This window comes from Citrobacter sp. wls717, assembly GCF_005280955.1.
In the GTDB taxonomy this organism is placed as follows: Bacteria; Pseudomonadota; Gammaproteobacteria; order Enterobacterales; family Enterobacteriaceae; genus Citrobacter; species Citrobacter werkmanii.
In genome coordinates, this window is record NZ_SZWW01000007.1 from 112,332 (window position 1) to 127,474 (window position 15,143).

Here is a 15,143-nt window from a genome sequence, read left to right on the forward strand (position 1 = left end):
TCCTTTATCCCTGTTGTTGCGCCGGTTGTTGGTCCCGCATCGTATCTGGACCCAGACGCGCGTATTTTTGCATCAGGTAGACCTCTGCAATTAAAAACAGGGTGTAAAGCGTTAGGATAAGCCCCATGGAGAAGGCCAACTGGGTCGCGCTCAGCGCGGAGTGGGCGTACCAGGTGGGTAAAATATCCTGAATCGCCCACGGCTGACGGCCAAACTCCGTCATAAACCAGCCTGCTTCAATGGCAATCCACGGTAGCGGCAGACTCCACAGCGTCATGCGCAGTACCCAGCGATGCTGGTCGATACGCCAGCGTAAGGTTTGTATCAGCGCAATCGCCATCACCAGCAACAACAGAGAACCGCATCCAATCATGATGCGAAAGCTCCAGAACACGGGGGCCACCTGCGGGATAGCGCCGCGTTGCGCGGCCTGATATTGCGCGGGCGTAACGTGGTTCATATCAGGCGCGTAGTTCGCCAACAGGATGCCGTAACCCAGATCATTTTCTACGGCGTGGAAAGCCTTCAGCACCTGAGGCGTGCGTTTGCCGTTGGCGATTTCCTGCAACAATAACCACGCTTCCCGGCCCCGCTGTAGGCGGGGGAGCGCGTCCGCCATCAGATTTTTGAGTCCCGGAACCGGGGTATCTAACGAGTGGGTCGCCAGGATACCCAGCAGGGCCGGTATCTTCACGGAAAAGGCGTTACGCTCTTGTTCCTGCTGCGGCCAGGCGATGACATGAAAAGGAGCGGGGGCGGGCTCGGTTTGCCATTCTCCTTCCATTGCCGCCAGTTTTACCGGCTGGAGCCGGGCGACCTCATAGGCTGAACTGTCACCCAGTTGCAGGGTGCCGAGGATAGCCAGCGTGCCGAAAACGGAACCCACCGCGAAGGAGCGCAGGGCAAACTCGCGATTGCGACCACGCAGCAGATACCAGGCGCTGATGGACATCACAAACACGGCACCCGTGACATAACCGGACATCACGGTATGGACAAATTTCACCTGACTGACAGGGTTAAAGACCAGTTCGCTAAAACTGCTCATCTCCATGCGCAGGGTATCGATATTAAAGTGAGCACCGGTCGGATATTGCATCCAGCCGTTAGCGTTGAGGATCCACAGCGCCGAGATATTGGATCCAAACGCGACCAGCCAGGTCACCAGTAAGTGCTGGTACTTGTTTAAACGCTGCCAGCCGAAGAAGAACAGCCCGACGAAGGTAGATTCAAGAAAGAAAGCCATCAGGGCTTCCATCGCCAACGGGGCGCCGAAAATATCGCCCACATAGTTGGAATAGAGCGACCAGTTAGTGCCGAACTGAAACTCCATGGTCAGGCCGGTAGCCACGCCGAGCGCAAAGTTAATACCGAATAATTTTCCCCAGAAACGCGTCATGTCGCGGTAGATGGTTTTGGCGGTCACCACGAACAGGGTTTCCATGATGGCCAGCAAAAATATCAGCCCCAGCGTCAGGGGAACAAACAGAAAATGGTACAGCGCGGTCAGCGCAAACTGCCAGCGCGATAAGTCAATGACGTCCCACATGCGAACTCCATCAAGCATTAGAGAGTGAATAGATAAAGAAGAAAACGTCAGACCCGCAGCAGAAAAGTACGCGGGTCTTATAGAGGGGAGTCAGGCAGGCGGGCCGGATGCCAGCCAGGCGCAGACTTCATCCAGGCGCTCGAGCGAGTCGAGCAGATCTTCCGGCGCAGCCAGTACCAGTTCCGGTAATGGACAGATCTCATAACTCTCGAGCAAAAGCCCTTTCAGGGTATCCAGACAGCGCACATGCCAGACATGGCGCAGCGCCGTGGCGTCGATTTGGCTCTCGCCGTAGCCGATGGTGCGGATCTGAATGTGCCCTTCGCCGCACAGATTGGCGAGGAATCGGCGATCCGCGTCGCTAACAGGCAGTTGGGTGAGGTTGATGCTATGAGGACGCGTGGCCGGATCGCGCAGGTGCGCCAGCAGTTCCTGGGCCAGCGTCAGGCCATTCATCAATCCGTCGATGGGCGGAGGCAGCAGGCTATCGTTCGGCAGCGTATTGAGTGTTGCCGCCTGCCACAGCGCCTGCGGCGCGCTACCTGCTTCCAGATGTTCTTCCCATTGGCCCTTGTCATTCTGACAACGCACTCGCCAGATGCCGCAGAAAATCGACTCCTGAATTTCGCTTTCCCGGCCGTCAGCATGCTGGATGCGCGCTGAAACTTCGCCTTCACCGAGCAGCGTATTTAAAAACGTGAGATCGTCGGCGTTGAGCGTGGATAGATCCCATCTCAACACCTCCTGCCTGATGGGAATTCTCCGGGCGAGCTGGTGGCGTACATCGGCTAACAATGCCATCACCGCCGGGCTGTGCGGGCAGTTTTCCAGTATCGCCATGCTGGGGTCGCAGTTGACCTGGCAGGTGAGGGGCAAGGGATTCATGCTGAAGCTATCATCGCCCGGCTGCGTACCCGGACCCAGCAGATGAAAAAAGGAATCGCTCATCATGCAGACTCCGGCGGTATCTGTTCTTCAACTAAGGGCCGCATCAGGTTAAGCAGGTCAGCCCAGGGGTGGATGCCGCTGAGAATGCCGCGCAGCTCGCCGTGGATAAACACCAGTGTGGCCGGGAAGCGGAACACGCTAAAACGATCGCCGATCGCCTCGCTGTGTTCGAGGTCGGCCATGGCTATTTGCCAGGCAAACTGGGGAAACTCGCGCAGTAACTCGGCAATCATGACCGGGTTGTCGCTGACTTCCGGCGTGCGGCGGGGATCGCTGCTGAGCAGGACCACGCCATTGCCCACGCGGGTTACCCAGCCATCCAGTTCAGACGCGCTCAGCGGTTGCCAGCCACGCGCCAGCATACGTTGCCATAACGCAGAAAATGGGGTGTCATTTAACATATTGTTTATTCCTCCAGCGTCACGCGATACTGGCGAATACGCACGCCTTCATAGTTTTCCATCGACAGGCATTCATAGTTCAGGCAACGCGTTTCCTCGTTTCTCTGTGGCGCGATACCCCACGCGGCCAGCTGCGTAAGCGCGGCTTGTTCCGCCGCCGGGAGCTGAGCGCGTGCGATGTCGGTCAGGCTGCCGCCATAGTCGTCCAGTTGTACCGGCTGCAGTCCCACGAGAGCGATGTGCGCGGGGAGATGGCCGCGAATATCTGCCAGCGCCAGCACCTCGGAGAAGCTGTTCTGGTGCAGACTCATTTTTTTGGCGCTGAGGTAACTGGGGACTTTGTCACCGGCGTAGGTTTGCAGAGTGCCCGGCGCGAGTCCGTAGTCGATGGCGTCCAGCAGCAGCAAATGGCTGGCCTGTTCAACATAGCCCAGCAGATTCAGCCCCTGGGTGCCGCCATCGACAATCTCTACCCATTCTGGCCAGTGATAGTGGGCGTACAGGCGCTCCGCGAGGCGAATGCCAAACCCTTCGTCTGCCCACAGCAGGTTGCCCAAGCCCATCACGATGACGTTCGGTTCGCTCATGACGCCTCCTTGTCGCGCTGACGTTTGGCAAATTTGTGGCTACGATAGCCATTGACCATGGTCGAGATGACGGTATCGTCGGACATGATGTCCTCGCGGATAGCCATGTACACATGACCTATGATGAAGGCGGCGATGAACCACATTCCTAGCCGGTGCCAGCTGTGAATATCGAGAGAGTTGCCGCCGGTCCAGTAGAAAAACTCCGTCACATAGCGGAAGGGAGTGAAGATGGCGTACTGGCTATGCTCGCTGTATAAGGCAAAACCGGTCAGGATCATAAAAACAGAGAGCAGGAAATAGCCAAACATCGCTGCCTGCGCAACGGGGTTATGTCCGATATCCTCCCCTGGTTTCTTTTCCAGAAACAGATACCAGCGCACCACCGAAAACGCCCCCTGCCACCAACTGCGACGCCAGACCGGTACGATAAACAACTCGCGTGAATAACGGTTACCGACAAAGGCCCAGTAAATGCGCATCAGCAGTATCACCGTGAACACCATGGCGGCGGCGAAATGCGCCAGCCGGATGTCGCCCATATAGAACAGATAGGTGGCCTCGCCGCTGACCGATGGCAGCGGTCGGCCAATAAAGTATCCGGTCACCATCAAAACCAACATGCAGCCTACCGTCAGCCAGTGCCACAAGCGAACAGGCGCTTCAAACACATAGTGGCTGACGGCGGTATCACGCGCCTCCCCGACGCGTGGGGATATCTTTCCAGTCATCGTTCCTTTTCCTCAACGCTTAGCGAACCTGGACTGCGATCAGTTCGCTGCCGTCGTCGCCAAGCACGTGGGTTGAACATGCCAGGCAGGGGTCGAAGCTGTGCAAGGTGCGCAGGATCTCCAGGGGTTGATCCGGTATCGCCATTTGGGTGCCCATCAGCGCCGCCTCGTAAGCGCCAATTTGCCCCTTTGGATCGCGCGGGCTGGCATTCCAGGTGGTTGGCACCACGCACTGATACAGATCGATTTTCTGGTCGCGAATTGATGCCCAGTGGCCTAATGCCCCGCGCGGCGCCTCGGTAAAACCGATCCCGCGGCAGTGCTGCGGCCAGCTTTCTGGCTCCCATTTTTCGGTATTCGCCGTCGCCAGGTTGCCGTTTTTCAGGTTGGTCATCAGCTTGTCGAAGAAATATTGCAACTTGCTCACGGCCCACTGCGCTTCGTGCGCCCGGCACAGAATTCGGCCCAGCGTCGACTGCATGCCCGACAGCGGCAGTTTGAGGGCGGACATCATGCGATCCACGGATTCAATCGTCGCGGCATCCCCTTTGTGATAGGCAATCAGCGTACGCGCTAACGGTCCAACTTCCATGGCGTGTCCCCGCCAGCGCGGGGCTTTAATCCACGAGTAGCGTTCCTGCTCGTTGAGCTGCTGAATATTAATATCGCTGCCTTTCACATCGCCGGGGTTATACCAGGGTTCGGTAATGCCTTCGAAGGGGTGGCGGCCCAACTGATCGTCCGGGTAACGGTACCAGGCGTGATCGACAAACTCCTGAATTTGCTGCTGATCGGCGAGGTCCACAGGCAATACGTTGTTAAAATCACCATTAATCACCGCGCCGCCAGGCATCAACAGGCTTTTGTCGCTGAAGTCGTTGGCGATATCCGGGAACGCGCCGTAGCTCAAAACGCATTTATCAGAAAGCCCGGTGCCAATCTGGCTCCAGGATTTATTGAACTGACCGATAGCCAGCGCGTCAGGCACCATCACATTGTTGATAAAGTCAGCGGTGCGGGTGATGATCGACTGCACCAGGTTCAGGCGTTCCATATCGACCGCGCCTACTGCGCCACTCTGATCGATATTGATAGCGCACGGCATACCGCCGACAATCCAGTTAGGATGGGGGTTTTTACCGCCAAACACCGTATGGATTTTGATAATCTCGCGCTGAAAATCGAGCGCTTCCAGATAGTGGGCAAAGCCCATCAGATTAGCCTCTGGCGATAGCTTGTACTGCGGATGGCCCCAATAACCGTTGCGGAAAATCCCCAACTGACCGCCTTCGACAAATTTCTTCAGCCGATTTTGGACGTCAAAGAAGTAGCCCGGTGAGGACATCGGCCAGGCAGAAAGACTCTGCGCCAGTTGCGATGTGGCGCGCGGATCTGCTTTCAGAGCATTCAGCACGTCAATCCAGTCCATTCCGGCTAACTGGTAAAAGTGCACCAGATGGTCGTGGCACCACAGCGTGGCCAGCATAATATTGCGAATGATGTTGGCATTGTCGGGCACCTTAATGCCAATGGCATCTTCAATGGCGTAGACAGAGGCAAGGGCATGTACGCCGGTGCACACCCCGCAAATTCGTTCGACAAATGCCCATGCGTCGCGCGGGTCGCGACCCTGAAGAATGATCTCCAGTCCGCGGAACATGGTGCCGCAAGAAACCGCGTTGGTGATGATGTTCTGCTCATCAATGTTCACTTCACAACGCATATGACCTTCAATGCGCGTAATGGGATCCACAACCAGACGGCGACCGGCATTGTTTAAGGTATATCCCTGGGTTTGATACGAATGGCTCATGCCTGTTTATCCTCATTATCTGACGACTGCTGTCTGGCGTCGGCTAATTGCTGTTTGTGGCGGTTGTGTTGGTTGACGGCGCTGGCGACAGCGTGGACGCCGACGCTGGCAGCCACGACGCCAAGCGCGGTGAGGCCCACGGTATCGGCGGTGGAATGCGTTCCCATCTGTGGAATATCAACCACGCGGCTGTAGAACGAGCCGCGATCCCAGAAGCCGTTCTCTGAACATCCCAGACAACCGTGACCGGACTGGATGGGGAAGGAAACGCCGCCATTCCAGCGGGTGGTGGAGCAGGCGTTATAGGTGGTTGGCCCTTTACAGCCCATTTTGTACAGGCAATAGCCTTTGCGGGCGGCATCATCGTCCCAGCTTTCGACGAACTCCCCGGCGTCAAAGTGGGCGCGGCGGTAACATTTGTCATGAATACGCTGCCCGTAGAACATCAGCGGACGCCCCAGACGGTCGAGTTCAGGCAGTCTGTCAAACGTCACCATGTAGGTGATGATGGCACTCATGACGTCCGGGATCGGCGGGCAGCCGGGCACTTTCACGATCGGCTTATCGGTGATCACTTTATCGATCGGGGTTGCCTGGGTGGGGTTAGGCCGGGCAGCCTGCACGCAGCCCCAGGAGGCACAGGTGCCCCAGGCGATGATCGCGCTGGCTCCGGCGGCGGCGCGTTTGAGTTTTTCCACAAAGGGTCTTCCGCCGCTAATGCAGAACATCCCTTGTTCACCCAGCGGAGGATTACCTTCGACGGCCAGAATGTAGCGGCCGTGGTACTGGCGCAGAATGTCTTCAAATACCTCTTCGGCCTGCGTTCCGGCGGCGGCCATCAGCGTGTCGTCGTAATCGAGGGAAATCAGAGAGAGGATGACGTCTTTGGCGAGTGGGTGCGAGGAGCGAATAAACGATTCGGTACAGCAGGTACATTCCAGCCCGTGGATCCAGACGACCGGGATCCGGGGTTTGTTCTCCAACGCCCAGGCTATTCGGGGCGTCATTCCAGCCCCTAATCCCAGCGATGTTGCGGCGAGGCTACAATATTTAAGAAAACTGCGTCGGCTCACTCCCTTCCGGCGCATCGCCTGATAAAAGGTCTCCTCATTATTCGTATTCATAACACGCGTTTCTTCCCCCGTTGAGTTCTGGCGCATGCCGCCAGCGATATCTAAAAAAGCGTATCCGATTAGAGGAGAGAAACAATGCGAAGAGTGTGGTTATGTCCTATAGCGATATATTCGTGACTGTTATCTGTTTTTCACCGACCGGGAATAAAAAAACGCACAGGGGAGACCGCCCTGTGCGTCGGGTTTATCGCGGAAGAACTTAAACCCCAAGGCGATCGCGTAAGCTGTAATAGGCCGCCCCCATGGCGGTAAACGGAATGCGCAGGCTGCGGCCTCCCGGGAACGGGTAGTGTGGCAGGTTGGCGAATGCGTCAAAGCGCTCGGCATCCCCGCGCAGCAGTTCGGAAATCAGGCGTCCAGCCAGATGGGTACAGGTCACGCCGTGACCGCTGTAACCCTGCATATAGTAAATATTGGTATCAAGACGGCCGAACTGCGGCATACGTGATAACGTCAACAGGAAATTACCGGTCCAGCGGTAATCAATTTTTACCCCCCGCAATTGCGGGAAGGTCTTCAGCAGATTCGGCATCACCAGGCGTTCAATATCGTTCGGATCGCGGGCGCCGTAGACCACGCCGCCGCCGTACAGCAGGCGGTTATCGCCGGTCAGACGGTAGTAATCCAGCAGGTAGTTGCAATCTTCCACACAGTAGTTTTTCGGGATCAGCGAACGCGCCATTTCAGCGGACAGCGGTTCGGTGGTTAACACCTGGGTGCCGCACGGCATGCTGCTTTTGGCCAGCGCAGGTTCCAGTTTATCGCCAAGGTAGGCGTTGCCCGCGACGATCACAAAGCGGGCTGTCACCTGACCTTTTTCCGTGCTGACCACCGCCGGGCTGGTGTGTTGAATACGGGTGACCGGCGACTGTTCGAAGATGCGTCCGCCGTTCAGACGAATGGCGTTAGCTTCGCCAATCGCCAGATTGAGCGGATGAATATGGCCACCGCTGTGGTCGAGCAGCGCGCCGACATAGCGATCGCTACTGACTTCGCGGCGAATTTCGCTACTGTCTAACAGTTCAAGCTGTGTGTTGCCGTAGCGTTCCCAGTTCGACTTCTGCTCTTCCAGCGTTTCCATCTGCTTATGGTTTAGCGCCACAAACAGCCCGCCAGGACGATAATCGCAGTCAATCTGATAGCGTTTAATGCGTTCGCGAATGATATCGCCGCCTTCAAACATCATGCTGCCGAGCATTTTGGCGGCGTCCGGGCCGTAGCTGCGTTCGATAACATCAATATCGCGACTGTAAGAGTTAACCAACTGGCCGCCGTTGCGTCCGCTGGCGCCAAAACCAATACGTGCGGATTCCAGTAGCACCACGTCGTAACCCATTTCCGCTAAATGCAGGGCGGAGGAGAGTCCGGTATAGCCGCCGCCCACGACACAGACATCACAGCTAACCGATTCGCTAAGGGTGGGAAACGGTTCGTACTGATTGGCGCTTGCGGCGTAATAACTGCTGGTATGTTCAGTCATGATTAAGGCTCCAGGGAGATCCAAATGGTTTTCAGTTCGCTAAATTTTTCCAGGGCATGCAGGGACTTATCGCGCCCGTTTCCGCTTTGCTTATAACCGCCGAACGGTACGGTCATATCACCGTCGTTGTAGTTATTCACGAAGACTGAACCGGCCTTCAGGCGACGACTCATGCGATGGGCGCGCGACAAATCGCGGGTCCAGACCGCGGCGCCCAGGCCGTAGTCGCTGTCATTGGCCAGCGCCAGGGCTTCGGCTTCGCTGCTAAAACGGGTGATGACCAGTACCGGGCCGAAGATCTCATCGCGGCTGACGTGGGCTTGCGGCGCGGTATTGACAAAAATCGTCGGGCCGATAGCCGCCGGATGGACATGGCTGCGGCCATCCAGCGCCAGCGTGCCTTGCGTTTCACCGTCGCGAATAAAGGTGTCCACGGTGTCGGCATGCGCATTGTCGATAAGCGTGCCCATCGTGGTTTCAGGATCGAGCGGGTTGCCCGGCTGCCAGTTTTTCGCCTGCTCTTTCAACAGTGCGATAAATTCGTCGGCAATACTCTCTTCCAGCAGCAGACGCGTACCGGCGATACAGACCTGACCCTGGTTGTAGAAAATGCCTGCCGCGGCAGTGGCGGCGGCTTTCGCTAGATCCGGGCAGTCGGCAAACACGATGTTGGCGCTTTTACCGCCAGCTTCCAGCCACACGCGTTTCATGTTGCTGTCGCCAGCATCTTTTAGCAGTTGCTTGCCGGTGCGGGTTGAGCCAGTAAAAGTGATAACGTCGACATCCGGATGTTGCGACAACGCCTGGCCCGCTTCGTGGCCATACCCGCTAACCACGCTGAGAACGCCATCGGGCAAACCCGCTTTTTTAGCCAGTGCCGCAAGACGTATGGCGGTCAGCGGGGACTTCTCCGAGGGTTTGAGGATCACGCTGTTACCGGCGGCCAGCGCGGGGCCAAGTTTCCAACAGGCCAGTAGCAGGGGAAAGTTCCACGGAACGATAGCCGCGATTACGCCCACCGGTTCGCGCACAATCAGCGCCAGATCGTTTACCGAGGTGGTGGCAACTTCGCCATAGACTTTATCAATAGCTTCGGCGTACCAACGAATGGCGCGCGCCGCGCCTGGAATATCATCACGCAGGCTATGGCGAATCGGTTTACCGGTGTCGAGCGTTTCCAGTAGCGCCAGCTCCTCGTGATGCTGCTCCATTAAATCTGCAAGCTTGTGGAGAACCGCCTTGCGCTCTGCGGGTGTTGCCTGCGACCAGTCACCGCGTTCAAAGACGGCGCGGGCTGCGGTGACCGCACGATCCACATCCGCTTTTTTGCCGCGGGCGACTTTGGCGAGTGGGCGCTGGCCGGCCGGATCCTGAGTAATAAAGGTTTCGTTATCGGCGGCGGCGCAATATTCGCCGTTAATAAATAAACGGGTTTCCGGCGAATAATGACTGGCTTTCTCACGCCAATATTTAAGGTTCTGAAAGTTCATAGCTACTCCTTTTATATCAATAAGATAAAGTTCGTTGCTGATCTTTTTCAGGCAAAATCAGGCTGCACGATGCCCCAGGGAATTACCCTGTTAATGCGCGTTATTTAAGAAGGCCTGAGAAACTCAGGCCGCTACTTATTAGAATGTGGTGGGAGTGTGGGCGCTGATAATGCGGCAGATCCCTGCCGAGGTGTTGCTGAAGCTGTGTGGAATGCCAGTGTTAATGGCATAACTTTGCCCTGCAACAAGATGATACGTTTGACCGTTGATGGTCAAAACGACTTCACCTTCCAGTATTGTCCCAATCTCTTCACCCTGGTGTTTAATTCTCTCCCCGGTTGTCGTGCCTGGCTGATAGGTTTCAAACATCATTGCCAGCGTACGATTCGGATTTCCGTTGTGAACTAACTTCATGGATACTCCCTGACTCCCGATCTCAATCAAATCATCCTGATTGATAACCACCTGCGGTTCGTCAGGCTTTTCCGGTTCCGCGAAGAACTCGGAGAGCGACAGCCCATATACTTTCAATAGCTTTTGCAGCGTACTGATGGCAGGACTGACTTTGTCCTGCTCTATGGTGCTGATGGCGCTATGCGTCAACCCAGACAGTTCGGCGGCACGACGTTGCGAAAGACCCAATTGCTGGCGGATCTCTGACAAACGTTTACCCGGCGCCAGGCCGTCATCGCTCATAATTGCATTTCCTTAACAGTAGTGGTCAGAGTCGCTGTTTTTCAGCGAGGTGGTTCTGACAAGCGGTGATAAAACCTTCAAGTAACAAACGCGACAGGGCGTATTCGCTACTGTTCCATTCCGGGTGCCACTGCACGCCGAGCGCGAAAGGATGGTCGTGAACGCTGGCCGCTTCCACTAATCCATCCTGCGATCGTGCTTCCACACGCAGCTGCGGGCCAAGCGTTTTTGCGCCCTGACCATGTAAGGAGTTAACCCAAAACGTGCTGCAACCTGGTATTAATTGCGACAGCAATCCTCCCTGTTGAACCTGGACTTCATGAGATGGGGCGTATTGCTGCTCCACCGGGAGTTCCGCATCTTCACGATGTTCCAGGAACTGTGAGTGATCGCACAGGCGACGATACAGAGTCCCGCCAGTGGCGACAACTAATTCCTGTAAGCCCCGGCAGATGGCGAAAATGGGAATGCGCCTTTCGAGCCCGGCGGTAATTAGCGCCATGCTCAGAAGATCACGCCCCGGATCGGCGTCAGACTCATCGCCATTTTCACCATAGAGGTGCGGTTGCACATTGCTTGGGCTTCCAGGCAGGAAGATACCATCCAGTTTTGGTAACAGCGCGTTCAGTAATTCTGGCTCCGCGAGCGCATGAGGTAACGCTATCGGTAATCCACCGGCATTCAAAACCGCATTCAGGTACTTTTCTTGCAGAGTCTGGGTCTCGTGACCCTTAAGCCTGTTCCTACACATCACTACACCAATAACTGGCTTGTCAAATATATTGCCCATGATCGACCTCACGTTTTGGAATAAATTATTGCCAAACGGTTCCTTGTTGTGCAATTCCGTTCATTATTTTCTCAATCTAGCAGCGTAATAACCTTCTAGCAAACTTAATTTAACATTTGACAAACAAATTGTTTGCATCCAGAGTCGAAGGGTGGACATTATATTTAACAGTCAAATCACAGAAAGCTTACCAGGCCAACGGCGGTGAATCATGGAAACTAATATCGTAGAAGTTGAGAATTTTGTTCAGCATTCTGAAGAGAGGCGAAGTAGCGCGTTTGCGCGCGAAGTGAAGCAATATCTGGAACGTTATCCCAACACGCAGTTTGTCGATGTGCTGTTAACCGACCTTAACGGTTGTTTTCGCGGTAAACGCATTCCCGTGTCGGGATTGTCTAAGTTAGAGAAGGGCTGTTATTTTCCCGCATCGGTGTTCGCGATGGACATTCTGGGCAATGTGGTGGAAGAGGCGGGATTAGGACAAGAACTTGGCGAACCGGACAGGACCTGTGTGCCAGTGCTCGGAACGTTAACCCCTTCGGCCGCCGATCCGGAATTTATTGGCCAGATGATGCTGACAATGCTGGATGAAGATGGCGCTCCCTTTGACGTTGAGCCGCGGAACGTTCTCAACCGACTCTGGCAGAAACTGCGCCAGCGCGGTTTGTTCCCCGTCGTAGCGGTAGAGCTGGAGTTCTATTTACTCGATCGCAAGCGCGATCCCGAAGGTTATCTGCAGCCGCCATGCGCGCCGGGAACGGACGATCGTAATACCCAAAGTCAGGTTTACTCCGTTGATAACCTGAACCACTTTGCTGATGTGCTGAACGATATCGACGAACTGGCACGTCTGCAGTTGATCCCGGCCGACGGTGCGGTGGCCGAAGCATCTCCTGGTCAGTTTGAAATCAATCTCATCCATACCGATAACGTACTCGACGCCTGTGACGATGCGCTGGCGCTGAAGCGCCTGGTGCGGCTGGTGGCGGAGAAACATAAGATGCATGCCACCTTTATGGCAAAGCCCTATGAGGAGCATGCCGGTAGCGGGATGCATATCCACATCAGCATTATGAATAACAAAGGCGAGAACGTGCTGGCCGATGCGAATGGCGATGATTCCGCGTTACTTAAGCGTGCGCTTGCCGGGATGATTGATCTGATGCCCGCGTCGATGGCGCTGCTGGCGCCAAATGTGAACTCTTATCGTCGCTTCCAGCCGGGGATGTACGTCCCTACCCAGGCTTCCTGGGGGCATAACAACCGTACTGTGGCGCTGCGCATTCCCTGCGGCGATCGTGATAATCATCGGGTTGAATACCGTGTGGCGGGGGCAGATGCCAACCCTTATCTGGTGATGTCGACCATTCTGGCCGGGATCCTCCATGGTCTGGATAACGAGCTGCCGTTACAGGAAGAGGTGGAAGGTAACGGACTGGAGCAGGAAGGTTTGCCGTTCCCGATCCGTCAGAGCGATGCGCTGTGGGAGTTTATGCAAAACGACAGTCTGCGTGAATTATTGGGGGAGCGTTTTAGCCACGTGTATCACGCCTGTAAAAACGATGAATTAATCCAGTTTGAACGTCTTATCACCGACACTGAAATTGAGTGGATGTTGAAAAACGCCTGACCGTCGTACAGATCATTTAAAAAGAAGTCGCATCATGCGGGCTGAGCGGAGCCAGCCCGTAAAAATTGCAGGAATACCTGCCATTTCCCGGATGTCGCGTAATGGAGCGCGGGCGACAACGGGTCTTCAGATAACCGACAGAGTTTGTGACGAGGAAATGTGATGATGCCAGTGTTTAAAAACCAGCCCCGCGTGAGCATCCATGGCTCCCGCAGTAAGTACGGACCACACCTTTGCCGTACGACATTGACGCCTTACTTTTGGAGATCCGCCCCGACACGACTCAGGTTTGCGTTACCAACGTTTCGAACGCAGACCTGGACTCGTTGCGGGGAGGATCGCTATGTCGACTAATTCTCCTGTGGACGTTGCAGCCCAGTCGGGCAAAACACAACTGCGAAAATCCCTGAAACTGTGGCAGGTGGTGGTGATGGGGTTGGCCTATCTCACGCCGATGACGGTGTTTGACACCTTTGGGATTGTTTCGGGCGTCAGCAATGGCCATGTTCCGGCCTCCTATCTGCTGGCCCTGGCGGGGGTGCTGTTCACCGCCATCAGTTACGGTAAGCTGGTACGCCAGTTTCCGCAGGCCGGTTCGGCCTACACCTACGCGCAAAAAGCCATTAATCCGCACGTGGGGTTTATGGTTGGCTGGTCGTCGCTGCTTGACTACCTTTTCCTGCCGATGATTAACGTCCTGCTGGCGAAAATTTACCTCTCCGCGCTGTTCCCGGAGGTTGCGCCATGGATTTGGGTGGTGATGTTCGTGGCGATCCTCACCGCGGCCAATTTGAAAAGCGTTAATCTGGTAGCGAACTTCAATGCGCTGTTTGTGCTGGTGCAGGTGGCGATAATCGCCGTGTTTATCTTCCTCGTGGTACAGGGACTGCATAAAGGCGAGGGGGTCGGCACCGTCTGGTCGCTGCAACCATTTATTAGCCAGAATGCACATTTGATCCCAATAATCACCGGGGCGACCATCGTCTGCTTCTCGTTCCTCGGCTTTGATGCGGTGACGACGCTTTCTGAAGAGACGCCGGATGCGGCGTGTACCATCCCGAAAGCCATTTTCCTCACCGCCCTGTACGGTGGGTTGATCTTCATTGCCGCTTCGTTCTTTATGCAGCTGTTTTTCCCGGATATTAGCCGCTTTAAAGACCCGGATGCGGCGCTGCCGGAGATTGCGCTGTATGTCGGCGGCAAACTGTTCCAGTCCATTTTCCTGTGTACGACTTTTGTGAATACGCTGGCGTCAGGCCTGGCGTCACATGCCAGTGTATCTCGTTTGCTATACGTGATGGGCCGGGATAACGTCTTCCCGGAGAAGTACTTCGGTTATGTCCATCCGAAATGGCGCACCCCTGCGCTAAACGTCATTATGGTCGGCATTGTGGCGCTGTCGGCCCTGTTTTTTGACCTGGTGACCGCCACTGCGTTGATTAACTTTGGCGCGCTGGTGGCCTTTACGTTCGTCAATTTGTCGGTGTTTAACCACTTCTGGCGTCGTGAAGGGCGTAAACATACCTGGCAGGAGAAATTGCACTATCTGGTATTGCCAATGGTTGGTGCCGCCACGGTTGCCGTACTGTGGGTCAATCTGGAGGTGACATCGCTGACGCTGGGACTGGTATGGGCCGGGTTAGGGTTGGTGTATCTCGCCTGGCTGACCGGACGTTTTCGTAAGCCGCCGCCGCAGTTTGACGCGGCGAAAACTGAGCGGGCCTGGGAGTAATGGAAGCGGAATCAACAAGAGCTTTCGGCTGAATTGGGCTAAAAATAAAATACGCTATGCCGCGGCAGACAGTTGCGGCATAGCTGTTTTAATTAATGTACAGCTTGCATTAGACAATAAAAAAACCGGCACGGGAGCCGGTAAGTGAATCAATGTTGTAAGA

13 protein-coding genes are annotated in these 15,143 nt (G+C 55.5%); 2 read left to right on the forward strand and 11 right to left on the reverse strand.

Annotated elements, in window-relative coordinates; translation table 11 throughout:
- Positions 1-4: 4 nt before the first annotated feature.
- The 11 genes from appC to puuD all read right to left on the reverse strand — a co-directional run bounded on the left by appC (position 5) and on the right by puuD (position 11,618).
- A complete protein-coding gene (appC, locus tag FDX09_RS05335) occupies positions 5-1,549 on the reverse strand; it encodes a cytochrome bd-II oxidase subunit 1 (protein ID WP_137346889.1) in 1,545 nt (514 codons plus the stop codon).
- 90 nt (positions 1,550-1,639) lie between these two features.
- Positions 1,640-2,497 carry a hydrogenase expression/formation protein gene (locus FDX09_RS05340; protein ID WP_087856511.1) on the reverse strand — a complete coding sequence of 286 codons (858 nt, stop codon included), beginning with the start codon at positions 2,495-2,497 and terminating at the stop codon, positions 1,640-1,642.
- A complete protein-coding gene (hyaE, locus tag FDX09_RS05345; protein ID WP_085047690.1) occupies positions 2,497-2,898 on the reverse strand; it encodes a hydrogenase-1 operon protein HyaE in 402 nt (133 codons plus the stop codon). The genes FDX09_RS05340 and hyaE overlap by 1 nt, the downstream gene beginning before the upstream one ends.
- Positions 2,899-2,903: 5 nt before the next feature.
- Positions 2,904-3,485: a hydrogenase 1 maturation protease gene (hyaD, locus tag FDX09_RS05350; protein ID WP_085047689.1), complete on the reverse strand. Its 582-nt coding sequence runs from the start codon at positions 3,483-3,485 to the stop codon at positions 2,904-2,906.
- On the reverse strand, positions 3,482-4,216 hold the full coding sequence (gene hyaC, locus FDX09_RS05355; RefSeq protein WP_137346890.1) for a Ni/Fe-hydrogenase b-type cytochrome subunit: 735 nt from the start codon (positions 4,214-4,216) through the stop codon (positions 3,482-3,484). Before hyaC ends, hyaD begins: the two co-directional genes overlap by 4 nt.
- Before the next feature lie 19 nt (positions 4,217-4,235).
- Positions 4,236-6,029, reverse strand: coding sequence for a Ni/Fe-hydrogenase large subunit (gene hyaB / locus FDX09_RS05360; protein ID WP_085047688.1), 1,794 nt, complete (start codon positions 6,027-6,029; stop codon positions 4,236-4,238).
- Positions 6,026-7,153, reverse strand: a complete 1,128-nt coding sequence (hyaA, locus tag FDX09_RS05365; protein WP_087856445.1) for a hydrogenase 1 small subunit — start codon at positions 7,151-7,153, stop codon at positions 6,026-6,028. The genes hyaB and hyaA overlap by 4 nt, the downstream gene beginning before the upstream one ends.
- A gap of 208 nt (positions 7,154-7,361) precedes the next feature.
- Positions 7,362-8,642, reverse strand: coding sequence for an FAD-binding oxidoreductase (locus FDX09_RS05370; protein WP_038637921.1), 1,281 nt, complete (start codon positions 8,640-8,642; stop codon positions 7,362-7,364).
- Positions 8,643-8,644: 2 nt separating this feature from the next.
- Complete coding sequence (gene puuC / locus FDX09_RS05375; protein WP_110498671.1) at positions 8,645-10,132, reverse strand: aldehyde dehydrogenase PuuC; 1,488 nt, start codon at positions 10,130-10,132, stop codon at positions 8,645-8,647.
- A 138-nt stretch (positions 10,133-10,270) separates the two neighbouring features.
- Positions 10,271-10,828, reverse strand: a complete 558-nt coding sequence (gene puuR, locus FDX09_RS05380; RefSeq protein WP_038637926.1) for an HTH-type transcriptional regulator PuuR — start codon at positions 10,826-10,828, stop codon at positions 10,271-10,273.
- A 25-nt stretch (positions 10,829-10,853) separates the two neighbouring features.
- Entirely contained in the window at positions 10,854-11,618 is a 765-nt protein-coding gene (puuD, locus tag FDX09_RS05385; protein WP_003838709.1) for a gamma-glutamyl-gamma-aminobutyrate hydrolase, read from the reverse strand.
- A 211-nt stretch (positions 11,619-11,829) separates the two neighbouring features.
- Here puuD and FDX09_RS05390 point away from each other — a divergent pair, with 211 nt between their 5' ends.
- Complete coding sequence (locus tag FDX09_RS05390) at positions 11,830-13,248, forward strand: glutamine synthetase family protein (RefSeq protein ID WP_087856444.1); 1,419 nt, start codon at positions 11,830-11,832, stop codon at positions 13,246-13,248.
- 343 nt (positions 13,249-13,591) lie between these two features.
- Positions 13,592-14,980 (forward strand): APC family permease, encoded by a 1,389-nt coding sequence (locus FDX09_RS05395; RefSeq protein WP_137346891.1) that lies wholly within the window; start codon positions 13,592-13,594, stop codon positions 14,978-14,980.
- Positions 14,981-15,143: the final 163 nt, after the last annotated feature.